We start from the raw sequence: 19,840 nt of genomic DNA on the forward strand, positions 1-19,840 counted from the left end.
GGACGCGGCATTGACCAGGCTGCCGCTCGGGGTCCGCATCTTCGGCTGGCTGCGCGGACGGCGCAGCACCTGGCGCGAACGCGCCACCGCGCGCGACCGCGGCGAGGTCGAGCTGAGCCAGCGCCGCGTCTACATCCTGCCGACCCGCGCCGGCCTCGGCTTCGGCGCCCTGCTGCTGGCGCTGCTGATCGGCTCGGTCAACTACAGCCTGGGCCTGGGCTTCGGCCTGACCTTCGTGGCCGCCGCCTGCGCGCTGGTCGACATGATCCATACCTACCGCAACCTGGCCCACCTGCACCTGCGCCCGGGCCGCGCCGGCGCGGTGTTCGCGGGCGAAGAAGCATCTTTCGAGCTGCTGCTGGCCAACCGCACCCGCTTGGCCCGCTACGCGCTCTGGGTCGACCTCGACACCGTCAATGATGCGCGCCATGCGGTCGACGTCGCCGCCGGCTCGAGCACCGGCGTGGTGCTCTCCGCCACCAGCAGCCGGCGCGGCTGGATGAAGGCGCCGCGCGTGCGCCTGTCCACCCGCTTCCCGCTCGGCCTGTTCAAGGCCTGGAGCTACTGGCAGCCCGATAGCCGCGCGCTGGTCTATCCCTATCCCGAACAGGACGCGCCGCCGCTGCCGGTCAGCGGCTACCCGAGTCCGGACGGCGTCAAGAGCGCCGGCAGCGACGACTTCGCCGGCGTGCGCAGCTACCAGCCGGGCGATCCGCTGCGCCAGCTGGCCTGGCGCCACATCGCGCGGCTGGACCCGGCACTCGGCGGCCAGCTGGTCACCAAACAGTTCGAAGGCGGCTCGATGGACGAGCTGGTGCTCGACCTCGACGCGCTGCCGCCGCGGCTCGATCTCGAACTGAAGCTGGCGCGCCTGGCGCGCTGGGTGCTGGAGGCGGAACTGCGCGCCCTGCCCTATGCGCTGCGGCTCGGCCGCCAGCGGATCGAGGCCGCGCTGGGGCCGGCACACCAGGCCGCCTGCCTGGAAGCGCTCGCGCTGTACGGCAGCGCCGCCGAGGCCACATGAAAGTCCTGCGCCCCGCTTTCCCGCTGTCGCGCGACAAGCAGGACACCCTGCTGCTGCTGGCCAGCACGGTGCTGGTGCTGCTGCCACACACCGCCCACCTGCCGCCCTGGGTGACCCTGCTGTGCGGCGCGACCCTGGCCTGGCGCGCCCTGCTCACCCTGCTGGGACGGCGCATGCCGGCCAACCTGGTGCTGGTGCCGCTGGCGATCGCTGCGATGGCGGGCGTGCTGCACACCTATCACACGGTGCTCGGGCGCGATGCCGGGGTCGCGATGCTGGTGCTGCTGGTGGCCTTCAAGATGCTGGAGATGCACGCGCGGCGCGACCTGTTCGTGGTGGTGTTCCTGTGCTTCTTCCTGGTGCTGACGAATTTCTTCTACTCGCAGAGCATCGGCACCGCCCTGCTGATGCTGGTCTCGGTGGTGGCCCTCCTGACCACCCAGCTGTCCTTTCAGCTGACCGGCGTGGTGCCTCCCTTGCGCACCCGCCTGCTGATGGGCGCGAAGATCCTGGCGCTGGCGGCGCCGCTGGCGGCCCTCGGCTTCTTCCTGTTTCCGCGCGTCGACGGGCCCTTGTGGGGCCTGCCCGAGGATGCCCGCGGTGCCCGCAGCGGCCTGTCCGACAGCATGGCGCCGGGCCAGTTCTCGAACCTGGCGCAATCGGACGATCCGGCCTTCCGCGTGAAGTTCGACGGCCCGCCGCCGGCCCAGCCGCAGCTCTACTGGCGCGGCCCGGTACTGGGCGCCTACGACGGCCGCACCTGGACCCGCCTGCTGCCGCGTCCGCATTTCGGGCGCAAGGCGCCGCAATCCGTGTCGATCTCGGTGCGCGGCGCGCCGCTGCACTACCAGGTCACGATGGAACCCTCGAACACGCGCTGGCTGTTCGCCCTCGAGATGCCGCGCGCCCTGCCGCAGATGTCCGGCGACGCCGCCAGCGTGACGCCCGACCTGGAGCTGCAGGCGTCAAATCCGGTACGCGAGCGGATCCGCTACGAGCTCTCATCCTATGTCGACTTCAGCCTGCAGGCCGACGCTCCGCTCGACAATGCCTACCAGTGGCTGCAGCTGCCCTACGGCCGCAACCCRAAGACGCTGGCCGCCGGCGAGCGCCTGCGCCAGGACTATCCGGAACCCATGCAGCGGGTGCAGGCGGTGCTGCGCCAGTTCTCCACCGGCGGCTATGCTTACACGCTGCAGCCGCCCCTGCTCGGCGGCGACGCCGTCGACGAATTCCTGTACACCACCCGCGCCGGCTTCTGCGAGCACTTTGCCGGCGCCTTCGTGTTCCTGATGCGCGCGGCCGGCATCCCGGCGCGCGTGGTGACCGGCTACCAGGGCGGCGAACTGAATCCGATCGACGGCTACTTCACGGTGCGCCAGTCGGACGCCCATGCCTGGGCCGAGGTCTGGCTGCAGGGACAGGGCTGGGTGCGGGTCGACCCCACCGCCGCGGTCGCGCCGGAGCGCGTGCAGCGCAGCCTGGCGCGCGCGCTGCCGGCGCCGGCGCCCTTCGGCATCGAAGGCCTGGGGCGCCTGATGCAGCCGGCCCCCGGTTCGCTGCTGGCCAGGGTTCGCTTTGCGATCGCCGCCGCCAACAATGGCTGGAACCAGTGGGTGCTGAACTACACGCCGCAGCGCCAGCATGCCTTGCTGGAAAGCCTGCAGGACAATCTGTTCGGCTGGCGCAGCGCGGCCCTGCTGGCCCTGGGATGCGCGCTGTTGTTGATCGCAGGAAAATTGTCGCGGCAACAGCGGATGGACCCGGTCGATAAGCTATACTCGGCCCTGTGCCACCGCCTCGGCCAACTGGGCCTGCCGCGTGCGCCGGACGAAGGCCCGACGGCATATGCCGCGCGTGTCGCCGGCGCCGAGCTGGCCTCCGGACCGAAGGCCGCCGCGGCCGAATTCCTGCGCCGCTACAGCGCCTGGCGCTATGCGCCGCCCACGCAGTCCCAGCCGCATGGCGCCGGCCTGCCGACTATCCTGAAAGAGTTGCTGTCCCGAGTTCGATGAAATCTTTTGTACCGCTGCTGCTTGCCCTCGCCATCGGCGCCGGGCACGCGTCCCACGCCGCCGCCGCCTCCTCGATCCACCATGCCGGCGCCAAGTCGGCCAAGGCGTCCAAGGCGTCCAAATCCGCCAAGGCTGGCAAAAAAGCCAAGGCCAAAGCCACGGCCGCGAAAGCCGCGCCGGCGCCCAAGCGTCCGGCGATCGACTATGACGGCGAACAGGTCGCCTTCGGCGAATGGCAGGCGGTACGCGATTTCGAAGACGAGATGGTCAGCCGCCACAACTTCGACCGCGCGGCGCTGGACGCACTGGTGGCCAAGACCCGCTTCATCGACTCCGCGGTCCAGCTGGTGAAACCGGCGCCGCCGGGCAAGCCGAAGAACTGGCAGGCTTACAGCGAGCGCTTCATCGAACCGATCCGCATCAATGCCGGGGTCCGCTTCTGGAACGAGAACGCGGCCCTGCTGGAACGCGCCGAGGCGATCTACGGGGTGCCGGCCGAGATCATCGTCGGCATCATCGGCGTCGAGACCATCTATGGCCGCGACACCGGACGCTTCCGCGTGGTGGACGTGCTGACCACCCTCGCCTTCGCCTATCCGGAATCGCCGAACCGCAACGACCGCATGCAGTTCTTCCGCAGCGAGCTGGAAAAGACCCTGGTGCTGGCGCGCAAGGAAAACATCGATCCTTTCTCGCTGCTCGGCTCGTTTGCCGGCGCGGTCGGCATGCCGCAGTTCATGCCCGGCAATATCCTGAAATACGGCGTCGACTTCGACGGCGACGGCATCGTCGACCTGCGCAACTCGGCCGCCGACGCGATCGGCAGCGTGGCCAACTTCCTGGTCAACCATGGCTGGGACCGGAATGCGACCGGTCCCTCGGTCTTGCCGGCCGAAGTCGCGCCGAGCCTTGCCTGGGAGCCGCTGCTGGGCGGACTCGAGGCCCGCTACGAGCCGGCCGAGCTGCGCGGCGCCGGCGTCGTCACGCGGACGCCGCTGCCGGAACAGCGCCAGTACGGCCTGATCGACCTGCAGAATGGCGCCGCCCCGACCGAGTACTGGGTCGCAAATGCTAATTTCTTTGCAATCACAAAGTACAATCGCAGTTATTTCTATGCCATGTCGGTGATCGAACTGGGCCGCGCGGTGCGTTTGGCACGGGGTATGTGACCCTTAACCAGCTAGAAACTTTGTATCCGTTTGTAACGGTACAACAGTGTTAATGCTGAGCTAATGCAGTACTGACAACGATATACTCCCTGGGGTATGCTGTTTTCCTGGACGTAGTTCTCCGAGGAAACAGACCTTTCACCCCGATACCCCCATATTTCTTGGTGTTTCTACATGCTTTTTGGAAACGTGCGGCAGCGCATCGAGGATTGCTTTACACTTAAGTTTAAATAAAAAGCAATTATTTTTTCAGTGAGTTTGTGAGAGAATTGCATTGCGGCTATTGTTGCAGCAAGACAACGAATTAAGCAGTTACGCCTGATAGTTATTGCTCTTAAGTACTAAATTTGAAAAAGTTGTATAATTTAGTAGAAATTTTCGAAACTTTGTTGTGATAATAGAGTAGAGCCGCTAACGAGCTCCCTTAAACCCAAAAATAGGAATAGTGACATCATGACGAACCAAGTCGGCATTGATATGAACAGCGATTCGGAGAATGACGAACTGCTGCAGTACAACCCGAACCGCCTGCTCGACACCCTGATCGAGAACCTGCGCCTGAAGAACGACGCAGCCCTGTCCCGCGCCCTGGAAGTTGCGCCGCCGGTCATCTCGAAGATCCGCCACCACCGCCTGCCGGTCGGCGCCTCGCTGCTGATCCGCATGCACGAAGTCAGCGACCTGTCGATCCGCGACCTGCGCTACCTGATGGGCGACCGCCGTGCGAAATTCCGCATCAGCGACAAGCAGTTCAAGCCGAAGGACAAGGACAGCAACGCAGCCGCCAGCGCAGAATAACCGTGGGCGCGACTACGGACGGCGGCCACACGTGCCGCCGCACCGGCACCAGCATTTGTATTGCCAGCTTCGCCAGTTCATCCTCGTGAGGGGAGACACCCAGCGCCCAGACCTCGCGCCGGGAAAAAGACATCCAGCCAATCAGGCGGGGAACACACCCGTCGACAGATAACGATCGCCGCGGTCGCAGACGACGAACACGATCGTCGCGTTCTCCACGGTCTGCGAAATGCGCAACGCGATTTCGCAGGCCCCGGCCGCGGAAATACCGCAGAAGATCCCCTCCTCGGCCGCCAGCCGGCGCGCCATCTGTTCCGCAGCAGCCTGGGTCACGTTCTCGACCTGGTCGACACGCGCCTTGTCGAAGATCTTCGGCAGATAGGCTTCCGGCCATTTGCGGATGCCGGGAATCGACGAGCCCTCTTCCGGCTGGGCGCCGATGATGCGGATCGCCTCGTTCCGTTCCTTCAGGTAGTGCGACACGCCCATGATGGTGCCGGTCGTGCCCATCGCGCTGACGAAATGGGTGATGCGGCCTTCGGTATCGCGCCAGATCTCGGGACCGGTGGTCTCGTAGTGGGCGCGCGGATTGTCCTGGTTGGCGAACTGGTCCAGGATGATACCCTTGCCGTCCTTCTGCATCTGCTCGGCGAGATCGCGCGCATATTCCATGCCGCCGGTCTTCGGGGTCAGGATGATCTGGGCGCCGTAGGCGGCCATGCTCTGGCGGCGTTCGACCGACAGGTTGTCCGGCATGATCAGGAGCATCTTGTAGCCGCGGATGGCGGCCGCCATCGCCAGCGCGATGCCGGTATTGCCGCTGGTCGCTTCGATCAGGGTGTCGCCCGGCTTGATCTGGCCGCGCTCCTCGGCGCCGCGCAGCATCGACATCGCCGCGCGGTCCTTCACCGAACCTGCCGGATTGTTGCCTTCGAGTTTGCCGAGAATGACGTTGTTGCGGGCCGCGGCGTCGGCGCCGGGAATGCGGACCAGCTGCACCAGCGGGGTGTTGCCGATCGTGTCCTGGATGGTCTTGTATGCCATGGGTTGCGTCTGCTTTCTTGCGATMTCAAAACGCCATTCTAATCCGAGATCAACAGCGGCGTATGGCGCCGCCCGCAGAGAGCGTGATTCGAAGCAATGTAGGGTGGGGCCTTCAGTCCAGTGGACTGAAAGGCGAGCCCACCCTACGAGGCTTACTTGGAAGCCTTGGCCGGCTTGGCAGCCTTGTCATCGGCCTTGGCCATCGGCGCGCCGGAATGCGCAGCCATTGCCGCGCCTTCCTTGGACTTGCCGTTCACCTGCAGGCCGGCTTCGGACAGCTTGGCGGCGCGCTTCTCGCCGACGCCCTTCACGCGCTTCTGGAAATCGGCCCAGTCCTTGAACTCGCCCTTGGCGCGTTCGTCGATGATGGTCTTCGACATGACGGGACCGACGCCCTTCACCGAGTCCAGTGCCGCGGCATCGGCCTTGTTGACGTCGACCTGGGCGAATGCGATGTTGACCGACGCCGCCAGCGCGGCGATTGCAAGGAACAGTTTCTTGATCATCTGGTCTTCTCCGTTGGTTTGTATGTGGACGGCGAGCGCCGCCCGCATCCATTAACGGACCAGCCCGGCGGGCGTTGACGCCCGGCCTTTGGCAAAGCTCAAGTGCCGGCGTCGGTGCGGCGGCGGTGCGCGAACAGCTCGTCGCGGGTGACGGTGGCCGTACCCAGCTTGCCGACCACGATGCCGCCGGCACGGTTGGCGGTGGCCAGGGCTTCCGCCAGCGGCGCGCCCACGCCCAGCATCGCGGCCATGGTCGCGATCACGGTGTCGCCGGCGCCGGAGACGTCGAACACCTCGCGGGCGTCGGCATGCACGTGCARCACCTCGTCGGCGGTGTACAGGCTCATGCCCTCTTCCGAACGGGTCAGCAGCAGCGCGGTGAGACCCAGCTTCTCGCGCAGGCTCTGGGCCTTCTCGGCGAGCTGTTCCTCGGTCTTCCAGCTGCCCACGATGCGCTTGAGTTCCGACTTGTTCGGGGTCAGCATGGTGGCGCCGGCATAGGGCGTGAAATCGTCGCCCTTGGGGTCGACCATCACGGTCTTGCCGGCCGCGCGCGCCATGCGGATCATCTCGGCCACGTTCACCAGGCTGCCCTTGTTGTAGTCGGAGAAGATGATGACGTCGTAGTCCGGCAGGATGGCCTTGAACTGGGTCAGCTTGTCGCGCAGCGTGGTCTCGCTGGGCGCCTCTTCGAAGTCGATGCGCACCATCTGCTGCTGGCGTCCGATCACGCGCAGCTTGACGATGGTAGAGATCTGCTCGTCCCGCTTCAGGTAGGTATCGATGCTGGAATCGCGCAGGATCTGCTCGACCTCGTCGCCGGCCTCGTCGTTGCCGACCACTCCCAGCAGGCCGCAGTGGGCGCCGAGGGCGGCGGCGTTGCGCGCCACGTTGGCCGCGCCGCCCAGGCGGGCTTCGCGGCGCTCGATGCGCACCACCGGCACCGGGGCTTCGGGCGAGATGCGCGAGACGTCGCCGAACCAGTAGCGGTCGAGCATGACGTCGCCGACCACCAGCAGGCGCACGCTCTCGAGCTGCGGCGCCTCGGCCTGGCGGTAGCTGTCGGTCGGCAGCAGGCGGCTGGGAATGTCCTTGTAGCTCGACATCGCTGTCCTCACTTGCTGGTCAGGACCGAACGGCCGATCCCGTGGTATTCGATGCCCTGGCTGGTCATCAGGGCCGGCTCGTACAGGTTGCGGCCGTCGATGATCACCGGCTGCTTCAGGCGCGCCTTGATCTGCTCGAAGTCGGGGCTGCGGAAGGCTTTCCACTCGGTGACGATCAGCAGCGCCTCGGCGCCATCCAGCGCCTCCATCGGCGCCTCGGCGAAGCCGATGCGGGACAGCTTTTCCTCATCCAGGTCGAGGGCCAGCACGCGGCGCGCCTCTTCCATCGCCACCGGGTCGTACACGGTGGCGGTGGCGCCGCGTTCGATCAGCTCGGCCAGCAGCACGCGCGACGGCGCTTCGCGCATGTCGTCGGTGTTCGGCTTGAAGGCCAGGCCCCAGACCGCGAAGCGCATGCCGGACAGGTCCTCGCCGAAGCGGGCCACGACCTTGCGGCCCAGCACCTGCTTCTGGCGGTCGTTGACGGCCTCGACCGCGCTCAGGATCAGCAGTTCCTGGCCGTACTGGCGCGCGGTGCGCTCGATCGCCTGCACGTCCTTCGGGAAGCAGGAGCCGCCGTAGCCGGCGCCGGCGTACAGGAAGCTGTGGCCGATGCGCGGGTCGGAACCGATGCCGTGGCGCACCGCTTCGATGTCGGCGCCCACCTTGTCGGCCAGGTTGGCCAGCTCGTTCATGAAGGAGATGCGGGTCGCCAGCATGGCGTTGGCGGCGTACTTGGTGAACTCGGCCGAACGCACGTCCATCCAGTAGGTGCGCTCGTGGTTGCGGTTGAAGGGTGCGTACAGCAGCTTCATCAGCTCGTGGGCGCGGCTGCCCGCCGGGGTGTCGTCGAGGCCGATGACGATGCGGTCCGGACGCATGAAGTCCTCGACCGCGGCGCCCTCTTTCAGGAACTCGGGGTTCGAGACCACCGAGAACTCGGCCCCGCTCTTGCCGCGCGCCGCCAGCTCCTCACGGATCGCGGCGGAGACGCGGTCGGCGGTGCCCACCGGCACGGTCGACTTGTCGACGATGACCTTGAAGCCGTCCATGTGGCGGCCGATGTTGCGGGCGGCGGCCAGCACGTACTGCAGGTCGGCCGAGCCGTCTTCGTCCGGCGGGGTGCCGACGGCGATGAACTGCAGCTGGCCGTGGGCCACGCTGGCGGCGACGTCGGTCGAGAAATGCAGGCGGCCGGCGGCGCGGTTGCGCGCGACGATCTCTTCCAGGCCGGGTTCGTGGATGGGGATGCCCCCGTTGTTGAGCAGGTCGATCTTGCGCTGGTCGACGTCGAGACAGAACACATCGTTGCCGAGTTCCGCCAGGCAGGCGCCGGTGACGAGACCGACGTAGCCGGTGCCGATAATCGTAATCTTCATATTCTTAATTCATCACATTGAGTTCTTCGGTGCGGCGCGGCGGGTAGGTCTCCCACTTGCTGCATCCAGGGCATTGCCAATAGTACTGGCGGGCCTTGAAACCGCAGTGGCTGCACTGGTAGCGTGCGAGCTTCTGCGTATAACCGTGGACGAGGTTCTTCACCATCGACAGCTCTTCCCAGACATTCGCCGGCGCATCCATGAGGCGTGCTTCGAGCAGTTTGTCCAGGCCGAGCAGCGTCGGATTGCGGCGCAGTTCTTCGACCACCAGCTGTTTGGCAGCGTCCACGCCGTTCAGTTCGATGACGGCCTTGAACACCACCTCGATCAGATCAATCGACGACGCTTCCGCCAGGTAGGAGCGCAGCAGGTTCACGCCTTCCTGGGGGCGGCCGACCTTGCGGTAGCCGTCCATCAGGCGGGCCGCCACCAGGGCCACATGGGGCACGCTCTGCTGCTCGACGCGGCGCCAGGTCTTGAGGGCGCCTTCGATGTCGCCCTGGGCGGTCTGGGCATCCCCGTACAGCATGGTCGCGCGCACGCTCTTGCGGTCGGCCTGCAGGGCCTTGTCGAGCAGCTGCATGGCGTCGGCCGGCTGCATGTGCACCAGCGCATCCTGGGCCAGCTCGCAGTAGAACTGGGCGATTTCCTTGTGCTGGGCGCCGGCGCCGGATTCCTGCAGGCCCTCGGCGGCGGCGATCGCGCGGCGCCATTCCTTTTCGCGCTGGAAAATTTCTAATAACGCGCGCCGGGCCTGCACCCCGTATTGCGTGTCGACCAGCAGGTTGAAGGTTTCCTCGGCGCGGTCCAGCAGGCCGGCCTTCAGGTAGTCCATGCCGAGTTCGTACTGGGCGTGCACCTGCTGCTCGATCGGCAGGTCGGGACGCGACAGCAGGTTCTGGTGGACGCGGATGGCGCGCTCGGTCTCGCCGCGGCGGCGGAACAGGTTACCGAGCGCAAAGTGCATCTCGGCGGTTTCGGGATCCAGCTTGACGATCTCGATGAAGGCGTCGATCGCCTTGTCGGGCTGCTCGTTGAGGAGGAAGTTCAGGCCCTTGAAGTAGCCGCGTGGCAGGCTGYGCGATTCGGACACGAGTTGCTTGATGTCGACGCGGGCGGCGATCCAGCCGAGGGCAAAAAAGACGGGGATGCCGAGCAGCCACCAGATTTCAAATTCCATGTGATTCTTATTCTGTTGTTACGACGGTTCAGCGCGGGGTGACGCTGTCGGGTTGCGGGGCGCTGGCGGCGGTGCCGGCGGCGCTCTGCAGGGCCTGGATGGTGTTCTTGTGCTGGGAGCTTTCGCGGCGGTGGCGGAACACGGTGGGCGTCACCGCCAGGATGCCGAGGAAGGCGCCGGCGATGAAGAAGGCCAGCAGCATCAATACCAGCGGTCCGCGCAGTTCATAGCCCAGGAAGAAATGCAGGTCCACCTGATCGGTGTTCTTGAGGGCGAAGCCGAAAAAGAGGACGAACAGGATGCATCCAAGGATGGCTGAAACGATCTTCATCTCATTAGGTCCTGTCAGGAGTGGCTACAAAGGCGCAGTGTCGCATATTTGAGACGAGTTTTCAAAAGGCGGGCCTATCCGTCGTTCCGCGCAGGCGGGGACGAGGGATAGGCAGGCATAAAAAAAACGGCATCTCCGAAGAGACGCCGTTTCTGTCCGCCAAACGGCAGACGACTCAGTCTTCGATGATCGGTTGCCCGACCATCGCGTCGACCCGCTCGCGCAACTGCTTGCCCGGCTTGAAGTGGGGCACCCGTTTTTCGGGCACCATCACCTTGTCGCCGGACTTCGGATTGCGTCCGATGCGGGGCGGCCGGCTGTTCAGCGCGAAGCTGCCGAAACCGCGGATCTCGATGCGCTGGCCGGTCGCCAGGGCGTTGGTCATCGCATCGAGGATGGTCTTGACAGCGTATTCCGCATCTTTGGCCACCAGCTGGGAATAACGTTCAGCCAGGCGGTTGATCAGCTCGGACTTGGTCATCTGCGCGTTCCCAGGTTAATTAACCCTTGTTGTCGAGCTTGGCCTTCAGCAGGGCGCCCAGCGAGGTGGTGCCCGATGCAGCGTTGCTGTCCGAAGCCAGCTTGCTCATCGCTTCCTGGGTGTCGGCGTTGTCCTTGGCCTTGATCGACAGCTGGATGCTGCGTGCCTTGCGATCGATGTTGATGACCAGGGCTTCGACCTTGTCGCCCACTTTCAGGTGGGTGCCGGCATCTTCAACGCGGTCACGCGAGATTTCCGAAGCGCGCAGGTAGCCTTCGACTTCCTCGCTCAGGGCGATCACGGCGCCTTTCGGCTCAACCGATTTCACGGTGCCGGTGACCAGGGTACCCTTGTCGTTCAGCGAAGCGAAGTTGTTGAACGGGTCGCCTTCCAGCTGCTTCACGCCCAGCGAGACACGCTCGCGCTCGACGTCGATTGCCAGAACCACGGCTTCCAGCTCGTCGCCCTTCTTGAACTTGCGCACGGCTTCTTCGCCGGCTTCGGTCCAGGACAGGTCCGACAGGTGCACCAGGCCGTCGATGTTGCCCGGCAGGCCGATGAACACGCCGAAGTCGGTGATCGACTTGATCGAACCCTTGACCTTGTCGCCCTTCTTGTGGGTCATGCCGAAGTCGTCCCACGGATTCGCCTTGCACTGCTTCATGCCCAGCGAGATACGGCGACGCTCTTCGTCGATTTCCAGGACCATGACTTCGACTTCGTCGCCCAGCTGGACAACCTTGTTCGGAGCCACGTTCTTGTTGGTCCAGTCCATTTCCGAGACGTGCACCAGGCCTTCGATGCCCTGCTCGACTTCCACGAACGCACCGTAGTCGGTCAGGTTGGTGACCTTGCCGAACAGGCGGGTGCCTTGCGGGTAGCGACGCGACAGACCGGTCCACGGATCGTCGCCCAGCTGCTTCACGCCCAGCGAGACGCGGTTCTTTTCCTGATCGTACTTCAGGACCTTGGCGGTGATTTCCTGGCCGACGGTCAGGACTTCCGACGGGTGACGCACACGGCGCCATGCCAGGTCGGTGATGTGCAGCAGGCCGTCGATGCCGCCCAGGTCGACGAACGCACCGTAGTCGGTGATGTTCTTGACGACGCCGGTGACCACGGTGCCTTCCTTCAGCGTTTCCATCAGCTTCGCACGCTCTTCGCCCATCGATGCTTCGATGACGGCGCGACGCGACAGCACGACGTTGTTACGCTTGCGGTCCAGCTTGATGACCTTGAATTCGAGGGTCTTGCCTTCGAACGGGGTGGTGTCCTTGACCGGACGGGTGTCGACCAGCGAACCCGGCAGGAATGCGCGGATGCCGTTGGTCAGGACGGTCAGGCCGCCCTTGACTTTACCGTTGACGGTACCGGTGACGATTTCACCGGATTCCATTGCTTTTTCCAGAGCCAGCCACGATGCCAGGCGCTTGGCCTTGTCGCGCGACAGGATGGTATCGCCGAAACCGTTCTCCAGCGATTCGATGGCCACGGAAACGAAGTCACCCACGTTGACTTCCAGTTCGCCCTGGTCATTCTTGAATTCTTCGATAGGAATGAAAGCTTCCGATTTCAGGCCGGCGTTGACGATCACGAAGTTGTGATCCAGACGCACGACTTCGGCCGAAATGACTTCGCCCGAACGCATGTCTTGACGCGACAGCGACTCTTCGAAGAGTGCTGCGAAGCTTTCCATGCCGGTATCTTGATTTGCTGCAGTAGCCATGAGTTTTTGAAAGGTTAGCCAGCAGAACGGCGATATGCCCTCTGAACTGGGTCAGGTTGAAACACACCCGGGAAACACTCCCCGGGCACCACTAGCTGTGCGCCCACCAGCCGAGCACCTGGGCAACCGCGTCTTCCACGGTCATCTCCGAGGTATCGAGGATATGCGCACCCTCTGCCGGGACCAGCGGCGCCACGGCGCGCTGGGTATCGCGCGCATCGCGGGACTGCAAATCCGCCAGCAGATCGTCCATATTAGCAGAAAACCCTTTGTCAATCAATTGCTTATACCGGCGTTGCGCACGCGCCTCGACACTTGCCGTCAGAAACACTTTCAGCTTGGCGCCAGGGAAGATGACGGTCCCCATATCGCGCCCGTCGGCCACCAGTCCCGGGGTCTGGCGAAAGCCCAGCTGCAGCCCGAACAGGGCCTGGCGCACCGCCGGCAGGGCCGCGATCTTCGAGGCGGTATTGCCGACTTCCTCGGCGCGGATCGCATTGCTGACGTCCTCCGTGCCCAGGTAGATGTGGCCGCCGTTGAAACGGGCCGGCAGGTGTTCGGCCACCTTGGCGACCGCGTGTTCGTCCGACAGGATGGTGCCGCGGCGCAGCGCCGACAGCGCGGTCAGGCGGTACAGGGCGCCGGAATCGAGCAGGTGGAAGCCCAGGTGGTCGGCCACCCGGTGGGCCACCGTGCCCTTGCCGGACGCGGTCGGTCCGTCGACGGTGATGACGGGAATATTTGAATGGGGCATACGTAGCTTGTTCGTCAGAATAATTCTTCTTTGGCAATCGACGCAAACGTCTCGAAGTAATCCGGGAAGGTCTTGGCCACGCACTTCGGATCGTTGATGCGCATGGCATTGCCGCGCCGCGCCTTGCCGTCCAGCGAAGCCAGCGAGAAGCACATCGCCATGCGATGGTCGTCGTAGGTGTCGATGGTGGCCGGCTGCAGCTCGGCCGGCGGGGTCACGCGGATATAGTCCGGGCCCTCCTCCACGATCGCGCCGACCTTGCGCAGCTCGGTCGCCATCGCGGCCAGGCGGTCGGTCTCCTTCACGCGCCAGCTGGCGATGTTGCGCAGCGTGCTGGTGCCGTCGGCATACAGCGCGGCCACGGCGATCGTCATGGCGGCGTCCGGAATGTGGTTGAAGTCGGCGTCGATGGCTTTCAGCACGCCGTTCGAACGGGCCTCGATCCAGGTGTCGCCCTTGACGATGGTCGCGCCCATCTGCTCGAGCGCGTCGGCGAAGCGCACGTCGCCCTGGATACTGTCGCGGCCCACGCCCTCGACCCGCACCGGACCGCCGGCAATCGCGCCGGCCGCCAGGAAATAGGAGGCGGACGAGGCATCGCCCTCCACGTGGATGGTGCCGGGAGTATGGTAGCGCTGGCCCGGCTGCACCGTGAAGGATGCCCAGCCGTCCTGCCCGACCGTCACGCCGAAGCGGCGCATCAGGTTCAGCGTGATCTCGATGTAAGGCTTGGAGATCAGCTCCCCTTCCACCTCGATGGTCACCGGGCGGTCTTTCGCCATCAGCGGCGCGGCCATCAGGAGCGCGGTCAGGAACTGGCTCGAGACATTGCCGCGCACCGACATGCGGTCGGCGTGGATGTGGCCGCGGCGGATCCGCAGCGGCGGATAGCCCGGGGCACCCAGGTACTCGATCTGGGCGCCGACCGCGTTCAGGGCGTCGACCAGGTCGCCGATCGGGCGCTCGTGCATGCGCTGCACGCCGTGCAGGGTGTAATCGCCGCCGATCACGGCCAGGGCCGCCGTCAGCGGACGGATCGCGGTGCCGGCATTGCCCATGAAGAGGTCCGCTTCATGGATGGGCAGCTGCCCGCCGGCGCCGTGCACGACGTGGGTGCGCTCGTCCAGCTGCTCCCACTCGATGCCGAGCGACTTGAGGGCGCCCAGCATCACCAGGGTGTCGTCCGAGGCCAGCAGGTCGTGGATGGTGGTCGTGCCCTCGCTGAGTGCGGCCAGCAGCAGGGTACGGTTGGAAATGCTCTTCGAACCCGGCAGGCGCACGGCGCCTTCCACGTGCATCACGGGTTCCAGGTCGAGGTGTTCGGGGTAGTGTTTTGCTTGGCTCATTCTGTTCCTGATTCCGGTGCGGGCGGTTTTTCGGCGGCTTCGATCGCTTCGATCCATGCGCGGCGGGCGCGCTGGGCATTGCCGTAGATCGCTTCCAGCGCGACGCCATCGGCATCAAGCAGGCGCGCGCGCAGGCCATTCAATTGTGCCAGATAGGCATCCAGCTCACCGAGCAGCGCGTCGCGGTTGGCAAGGCTGATGTCGCGCCACATCTCGGGTGAAGAGCCGGCGATCCGGGTGAAGTCGCGGAAGCCGCTGGCCGCATACTGGAACAGCAGGTCCGCATGCGGCTTGTTGGCGATATCGTCGACCAGCGCGTAGGCCAGCAGGTGCGGCAGGTGGCTGACGGCGGCGAACACCTTGTCGTGCTCTTCCGGCCCGAGGACGTGGATGATGGCGCCGCAGGCGCGCCAGGCGGCGGCCACCTTGTCGACTGCCGCTTGCTGGTTTTCCGGCAGCGGCGTCAGCACGGCTTTCTTGCCGCGGTAGAGATCGGGGATGGCGGCGTCCGGACCGTTCGATTCGCGGCCGGCGATCGGGTGGCCGGGCACGAACTGGGCGATGCGTTCGCCGAGCACGGCGCGCGCGCTGGCGACCACGTCCGCCTTGGTGCTGCCGGCGTCGGTGACGATGGTATGCGGCTCCAGCCAGGGCAGCAGCGATTCGAGGATGCGGGCGGTCTGGGCCACCGGCGCCGCCAGCAGCACCAGATCGGCGCCGCGCAGGGCCTGCCGCGGATCGGTGCAGGCTTCGTCGATGATGCCGAGCTGCCCCGCCCTCTCCAGCGCCGCGCCGGAACGCTCCAGCCCGACGATCCGCCGCGCCGCGCCGGCCGCCTTCAGGCCGAGGGCGAAGGAGCCGCCGATCAGGCCGACGCCGACGATGACGACTTTATCGAACATTCAGGCCAGTGCCTCGCGCAGTGCTTCGATAAAGCGTGCATTCTCTTCCGGCAAACCGATCGAGATGCGCAGCCACTGCGGCAGGCCATAGGCGCCGACCGGACGCACGATCACGCCCTGCTTCAGCAGCGCCACGTTCACGCGCGCGCCCGCGCCTTCGTCCTCGCCCACCTTCACCAGCACGAAGTTGCCGTGCGAGGGCACGTACTCGAGCTTGAGCTCGTCGAAGGCGGCGGTCAGCTGCTTGTAGCCGGCGCGGTTGTTCTCGGCACCCTTCTGCAGGAATTCCTTGTCGTTCAGGGCGGCGATGGCCGCGGCCTGGGCCAGGGAATTCACGTTGAAGGGCTGGCGGATGCGGTTCATCAGGTCGGTCACCGCCGGCTGGGCGATCGCGAAGCCGACGCGCAGGCCGGCCAGGCCGTAGGCCTTCGAGAAGGTGCGCGAGACGATCAGGTTCGGGAACTTGCGCACCCACTGGGTCGACTCGAACTGGTCCTTCTGTTCCAGGTATTCGTTGTAGGCCTCGTCCAGCACGACGACGACATTGGCCGGCACCTTGGTGAGAAAAGCTTCGATCTCGGGCGCCGAAATGAAGGTGCCGGTCGGGTTGTTCGGATTGGCGATGAAGACCAGCTTGGTGTCCGCATCGATCGCGGCCGCCATCGCATCGAGGTCGTGGCCGTAGTCCCTGGCCGGCACCACGATGCCGCGCGCGCCCACGCCCTGGGCCGCCAGCGCGTACACGGCAAACGAATACTGCGAGTACAGCACCGCCTGGCCCTTCTGCACGAAGGCGTGGGCGGCGATCTCCAGGATATCGTTGGAGCCGTTGCCGAGGGTGATCCAGTCGGCCGGCACATCGTAGCGCTTGGCCAGCGCGGCCTTCAGCTCGAAGCCGTTGGCGTCCGGATAGCGGCCCAGTTCCGCGGCGGCGGCGGCCATGGCCTGCCTGGCCGATTCCGGCACGCCGAAGGGGTTCTCGTTGGATGCCAGCTTGACGATATTGGCTTCATCCAGGCCGAACTCGCGGGCGACTTCGGAAATGGGTTTGCCCGCCTGGTAAGGGGCGATGGCACGGACGTATTCTGGACCGAATTGCGACATGGGGACTCTCGATGACAAATGAAAAATGGATTACAAGCCTAGCGGATACGAGCCGAGCACCTTGAAGAAGGCGGCGTTGGCTTTCAGCTCCTCGAGGGCGCGGGCGACGGCCGCATCCTGCAGGTGCCCTTCGACGTCGACGTAGAAGTAGTATTCCCAGGTGYCGATGCGCGCCGGGCGCGACTCGAAACGGGTCATCGACACGCCGTGCCTGGCCAGCGGGGCCAGCAGATTGTAGACGGCGCCGGCCTTGTTCGGCACCGCCAGCACCAGCGAGGTGCGGTCCTGGCCCGACGGGCCGGTGGCCTGGCAGCCGATCACGGCAAAGCGCGTGCGGTTGTGCGGATCGTCCTGGATGTGGGCTTGCACCACGCCCAGCTTGTACTGCTCGCCCGCCATCTCGCTGGCGATCGCTGCGATCGTCGGATCCTGGCTGGCCAGCACGGCGGCTTCGGCGTTCGAGGCGACGGCGCGGCGCTCGACGTTCGGGTGGTGCAGGTTGAGCCAGGCCTGGCACTGGGCCAGGGCCTGCGAATGCGCGCACACGACTCTCACGCCGTCCATGCTGCCGGTCTTGCTCATCAGGCTGTGGTGGACCGGGATCGAGACTTCGCCGCTGATGATGGCGGTGGTGGCCAGCATCAGGTCGAGGGTGCGGTTGATCGCGCCCTCCGACGAGTTCTCGACCGGCACCACGCCGTAGTCGGCGGTGCCGGCCTCGGTGGCGCGGAACACTTCGTCGATCGACACGCAGGGCAGGCCTTCGACGGCGCTGCCGAAGTGCTGGAACACGGCCTGCTCGCTGAAGGTGCCGGTGGGGCCGAGATAGGCGACCGTGATGCGCTTTTCCAGCGCGCGGCAGGACGACATGATCTCGCGGAAGATGGTCTGCACGTCCTGGCCCTTCAGTGGACCGGGATTGTTCTCGGCGACCTTGCGCAGCACCTGGGCTTCGCGCTCCGGGCGGAACACCGGCGCATTGGTTTCGGCCTTCACGTGGCCGACCTCCTGGGCCACCTTGCCGCGGCGGCTCAGGAGTTCGAGGATTTGCGCGTCGATCGCATCGATCTGTTCGCGCAGGGGTTGTAATTTGTCTGTCATTGTTTGCTCATGATTATCGTTTGCCCGTCGTTCCCGGCACTACCGGAACCGACTTCCCGCGAAGGCGGGAACCCAAGTTCTGCATGCATCTCGACTGCTCGACAAACTTGGATTCCCGCCTGCGCGGGAATGACGGCGGGTGATCAGCGCCCGGCAAACTCGTTCAAATAATCGACCAGGGCATGCACGCCCTCGATCGGCATCGCGTTGTAGATCGATGCCCGCATACCGCCGACGGACTTGTGGCCCTTCAGTTGCAGCAACCCGCGCGCCTTGGCGCCGGCCAGGAATTGGTCGTTCAGGGATTCGTCGCGCAGGTAGAAGGGTATGTTCATGCGCGAACGGCAATCGGGCGCCACGCGATTCCGGTAGAAATCGTCGGCATCCAGCGCCTCGTACAGCAGGCGCGCTTTTTCGATATTGCGGCGTTCCATCTCGGCCACGCCGCCCAGCCGCTTCAGGTGAGCGAACACCAGGCCGGCGATGTAGATCGCGTAGGTCGGGGGCGTGTTCAGCATCGAGTCGGCATCCGCCACCGCGCGCCAGTTGAAGACGCCGGGGCAGATCGGCAGCGCGTGGTCCAGCAGGTCGTCGCGGACGATCACCAGGGTCAGGCCGGCCGGGCCGATGTTCTTCTGGGCGCCGGCGAAGATCACGCCGTATTTCGAGACGTCGACGGCGCGCGACAGGATGTGCGAGGACATGTCGGCCACCAGCGGGGTCTCGCCCTGCACGGTCGGGACGAAATTGAATTCGACGCCGTCGATGGTCTCGTTGGTGCAGACGTGCAGGTAGGCGGCGTCGCTGCTGAGTTTCCAGCTTTCCTGCGGCGGCACCGTGGTGAAGCCGCTCGCCTCGCCGGAGGCGGCGATGTTGACGTTGGCGTAGCGCCGCGCTTCCTTCAGGGATTTGCTGGACCAGGAACCGGTCTGCACGAAATCGATGGTGGCCGGCTGGGGCTTGCGGCCGGCCAGGTTCAGCGGCACCAGGGAATTCTCGCCCAGCCCCCCGCCCTGCATGAACAGGATCTCGTAGTTGGACGGGACGTTCAGCAGTTCGCGCAGGTCGGCTTCGGCCTGCTCGTAGATCGAGATGAATTCGGGGCCGCGGTGGCTCATCTCCATCACCGACATGCCGCTGCCGTGCCAGTCGAGCATCTCGGCGGCGGCCTGCTGGAGAACTTCCTTCGGGAGGACGGCCGGGCCGGCGGAAAAATTGAAAACCTGGGTCATCGTGCCTGTTGCCTCACTTCCCGCCGAGAGCCTGGTGGCTTTGCGCCATGGCTTTCTGGATTCGCGGCATCATCACGCGCTGGCTGATCTCCATGCTGCGGGTCATCAGCTCGGGCATCTTGGCCTGCATCTTCTGGCCCAGCGGCGAAGTGTAGAAGGCAGTCAGCTGGCGGATCTCGTCCAGCGTATAGGTTTCCGCATACAGCGGCACCATTTCCGCGAGCATGTCGTCGACCAGGGTCGGATCGGCGAACAGCGTATGCGCCTGGACGGCCGCGGCCTGGGTCGCCTCGTCGAGCTTCTTCAGCTGCTCGGCCTTCTGGGCGGCGTCCAGGTTGGGATTGCCGTTGATCGAGGCCGTCATCGTCGACCGCATCTGCGCCGGCATCTGCTGCTCCATGCGCGCCAGCATGCCGGTCATCATCTCGCGCACCTTCATCGCCGCCAGCATGTCCCTGGTCGCCGCGACCACTGCCGGATCGGCGGACGGCACCGGCGCCGCCGCCAGACTGAAAGCGGGTGCGCAGCTCAGAATGAAGGTGGAAGCGATGGCGGCGAGCGTTTTTTTCATGATGATCCTTTGGATGGACGGCCCGTGGGCGAGCCTGTTGGCGTCATGGCAGCAGTGACGGGGAACCTGAT

General features: G+C 65.4%; 19 protein-coding genes. 4 read left to right on the forward strand and 15 right to left on the reverse strand.

Annotated features, from left to right (window positions below):
* The first annotated feature begins 19 nt into the window (after window positions 1-19).
* The 4 genes from AC1DIX_RS23590 to AC1DIX_RS23605 all read left to right on the forward strand — a co-directional run bounded on the left by AC1DIX_RS23590 (window position 20) and on the right by AC1DIX_RS23605 (window position 5,006).
* A complete protein-coding gene (locus AC1DIX_RS23590) occupies window positions 20-1,024 on the forward strand; it encodes a DUF58 domain-containing protein (RefSeq protein WP_477327884.1) in 1,005 nt (334 codons plus the stop codon).
* Window positions 1,021-3,039, forward strand: coding sequence for a transglutaminase TgpA family protein (locus AC1DIX_RS23595; protein WP_477327857.1), 2,019 nt, complete (start codon window positions 1,021-1,023; stop codon window positions 3,037-3,039). The genes AC1DIX_RS23590 and AC1DIX_RS23595 overlap by 4 nt, the downstream gene beginning before the upstream one ends.
* Window positions 3,036-4,208, forward strand: a complete 1,173-nt coding sequence (mltB, locus tag AC1DIX_RS23600; protein ID WP_477327859.1) for a lytic murein transglycosylase B — start codon at window positions 3,036-3,038, stop codon at window positions 4,206-4,208. The genes AC1DIX_RS23595 and mltB overlap by 4 nt, the downstream gene beginning before the upstream one ends.
* Before the next feature lie 453 nt (window positions 4,209-4,661).
* Window positions 4,662-5,006, forward strand: coding sequence for a hypothetical protein (locus AC1DIX_RS23605; RefSeq protein ID WP_477327861.1), 345 nt, complete (start codon window positions 4,662-4,664; stop codon window positions 5,004-5,006).
* A gap of 141 nt (window positions 5,007-5,147) precedes the next feature.
* On the opposite strand, the gene cysM is transcribed toward AC1DIX_RS23605, so the two are convergent.
* The 15 genes from cysM to AC1DIX_RS23680 all read right to left on the reverse strand — a co-directional run bounded on the left by cysM (window position 5,148) and on the right by AC1DIX_RS23680 (window position 19,769).
* Window positions 5,148-6,050 (reverse strand): cysteine synthase CysM, encoded by a 903-nt coding sequence (gene cysM, locus AC1DIX_RS23610; protein ID WP_442123670.1) that lies wholly within the window; start codon window positions 6,048-6,050, stop codon window positions 5,148-5,150.
* Window positions 6,051-6,202: 152 nt separating this feature from the next.
* Window positions 6,203-6,556 (reverse strand): ComEA family DNA-binding protein, encoded by a 354-nt coding sequence (locus tag AC1DIX_RS23615; RefSeq protein WP_477327863.1) that lies wholly within the window; start codon window positions 6,554-6,556, stop codon window positions 6,203-6,205.
* 98 nt (window positions 6,557-6,654) lie between these two features.
* Window positions 6,655-7,662 carry a D-glycero-beta-D-manno-heptose-7-phosphate kinase gene (gene rfaE1 / locus AC1DIX_RS23620; RefSeq protein ID WP_477327865.1) on the reverse strand — a complete coding sequence of 336 codons (1,008 nt, stop codon included), beginning with the start codon at window positions 7,660-7,662 and terminating at the stop codon, window positions 6,655-6,657.
* 8 nt (window positions 7,663-7,670) lie between these two features.
* Complete coding sequence (locus AC1DIX_RS23625) at window positions 7,671-9,041, reverse strand: UDP-glucose dehydrogenase family protein (RefSeq protein WP_442123667.1); 1,371 nt, start codon at window positions 9,039-9,041, stop codon at window positions 7,671-7,673.
* Window positions 9,042-9,045: 4 nt separating this feature from the next.
* The gene (gene lapB / locus AC1DIX_RS23630) at window positions 9,046-10,221 is read right to left on the reverse strand and encodes a lipopolysaccharide assembly protein LapB (protein WP_477327868.1); all 1,176 of its coding nucleotides are present in this window, start codon (window positions 10,219-10,221) and stop codon (window positions 9,046-9,048) included.
* Window positions 10,222-10,249: 28 nt separating this feature from the next.
* Window positions 10,250-10,552: a LapA family protein gene (locus tag AC1DIX_RS23635; protein WP_230027580.1), complete on the reverse strand. Its 303-nt coding sequence runs from the start codon at window positions 10,550-10,552 to the stop codon at window positions 10,250-10,252.
* Window positions 10,553-10,727: 175 nt separating this feature from the next.
* A complete protein-coding gene (locus AC1DIX_RS23640; protein ID WP_008446215.1) occupies window positions 10,728-11,033 on the reverse strand; it encodes an integration host factor subunit beta in 306 nt (101 codons plus the stop codon).
* A gap of 19 nt (window positions 11,034-11,052) precedes the next feature.
* Window positions 11,053-12,759, reverse strand: a complete 1,707-nt coding sequence (rpsA, locus tag AC1DIX_RS23645) for a 30S ribosomal protein S1 (RefSeq protein WP_442123665.1) — start codon at window positions 12,757-12,759, stop codon at window positions 11,053-11,055.
* 91 nt (window positions 12,760-12,850) lie between these two features.
* On the reverse strand, window positions 12,851-13,513 hold the full coding sequence (gene cmk / locus AC1DIX_RS23650; protein WP_477327870.1) for a (d)CMP kinase: 663 nt from the start codon (window positions 13,511-13,513) through the stop codon (window positions 12,851-12,853).
* 14 nt (window positions 13,514-13,527) lie between these two features.
* A complete protein-coding gene (gene aroA / locus AC1DIX_RS23655; RefSeq protein ID WP_477254119.1) occupies window positions 13,528-14,859 on the reverse strand; it encodes a 3-phosphoshikimate 1-carboxyvinyltransferase in 1,332 nt (443 codons plus the stop codon).
* The gene (locus AC1DIX_RS23660; RefSeq protein ID WP_477327872.1) at window positions 14,856-15,761 is read right to left on the reverse strand and encodes a prephenate dehydrogenase; all 906 of its coding nucleotides are present in this window, start codon (window positions 15,759-15,761) and stop codon (window positions 14,856-14,858) included. Before AC1DIX_RS23660 ends, aroA begins: the two co-directional genes overlap by 4 nt.
* On the reverse strand, window positions 15,762-16,865 hold the full coding sequence (gene hisC / locus AC1DIX_RS23665) for a histidinol-phosphate transaminase (RefSeq protein WP_477254115.1): 1,104 nt from the start codon (window positions 16,863-16,865) through the stop codon (window positions 15,762-15,764).
* A 30-nt stretch (window positions 16,866-16,895) separates the two neighbouring features.
* On the reverse strand, window positions 16,896-17,966 hold the full coding sequence (pheA, locus tag AC1DIX_RS23670; protein ID WP_477327874.1) for a prephenate dehydratase: 1,071 nt from the start codon (window positions 17,964-17,966) through the stop codon (window positions 16,896-16,898).
* 143 nt (window positions 17,967-18,109) lie between these two features.
* Entirely contained in the window at window positions 18,110-19,198 is a 1,089-nt protein-coding gene (gene serC, locus AC1DIX_RS23675) for a 3-phosphoserine/phosphohydroxythreonine transaminase (protein ID WP_442123659.1), read from the reverse strand.
* A gap of 13 nt (window positions 19,199-19,211) precedes the next feature.
* Window positions 19,212-19,769: a DUF2059 domain-containing protein gene (locus tag AC1DIX_RS23680; RefSeq protein ID WP_477327876.1), complete on the reverse strand. Its 558-nt coding sequence runs from the start codon at window positions 19,767-19,769 to the stop codon at window positions 19,212-19,214.
* Window positions 19,770-19,840 lie beyond the last annotated feature (71 nt).

This window comes from Massilia sp. 05N420 (assembly GCF_056397205.1).

Coding starts and splice junctions, on each gene's coding strand:
- mltB (WP_477327859.1), top strand. CDS start 3,036: ATGAAATCTTTTGTACCGCTGCTGCTTGCCCTCGCCATCGGCGCCGGG.
- AC1DIX_RS23605 (WP_477327861.1), top strand. CDS start 4,662: ATGACGAACCAAGTCGGCATTGATATGAACAGCGATTCGGAGAATGAC.
- cysM (WP_442123670.1), bottom strand. CDS start 6,050: ATGGCATACAAGACCATCCAGGACACGATCGGCAACACCCCGCTGGTG.
- AC1DIX_RS23615 (WP_477327863.1), bottom strand. CDS start 6,556: ATGATCAAGAAACTGTTCCTTGCAATCGCCGCGCTGGCGGCGTCGGTC.
- AC1DIX_RS23625 (WP_442123667.1), bottom strand. CDS start 9,041: ATGAAGATTACGATTATCGGCACCGGCTACGTCGGTCTCGTCACCGGC.
- AC1DIX_RS23635 (WP_230027580.1), bottom strand. CDS start 10,552: ATGAAGATCGTTTCAGCCATCCTTGGATGCATCCTGTTCGTCCTCTTT.
- AC1DIX_RS23640 (WP_008446215.1), bottom strand. CDS start 11,033: ATGACCAAGTCCGAGCTGATCAACCGCCTGGCTGAACGTTATTCCCAG.
- rpsA (WP_442123665.1), bottom strand. CDS start 12,759: ATGGCTACTGCAGCAAATCAAGATACCGGCATGGAAAGCTTCGCAGCA.
- cmk (WP_477327870.1), bottom strand. CDS start 13,513: ATGCCCCATTCAAATATTCCCGTCATCACCGTCGACGGACCGACCGCG.
- aroA (WP_477254119.1), bottom strand. CDS start 14,859: ATGAGCCAAGCAAAACACTACCCCGAACACCTCGACCTGGAACCCGTG.
- AC1DIX_RS23660 (WP_477327872.1), bottom strand. CDS start 15,761: ATGTTCGATAAAGTCGTCATCGTCGGCGTCGGCCTGATCGGCGGCTCC.
- hisC (WP_477254115.1), bottom strand. CDS start 16,865: ATGTCGCAATTCGGTCCAGAATACGTCCGTGCCATCGCCCCTTACCAG.
- serC (WP_442123659.1), bottom strand. CDS start 19,198: ATGACCCAGGTTTTCAATTTTTCCGCCGGCCCGGCCGTCCTCCCGAAG.
- AC1DIX_RS23680 (WP_477327876.1), bottom strand. CDS start 19,769: ATGAAAAAAACGCTCGCCGCCATCGCTTCCACCTTCATTCTGAGCTGC.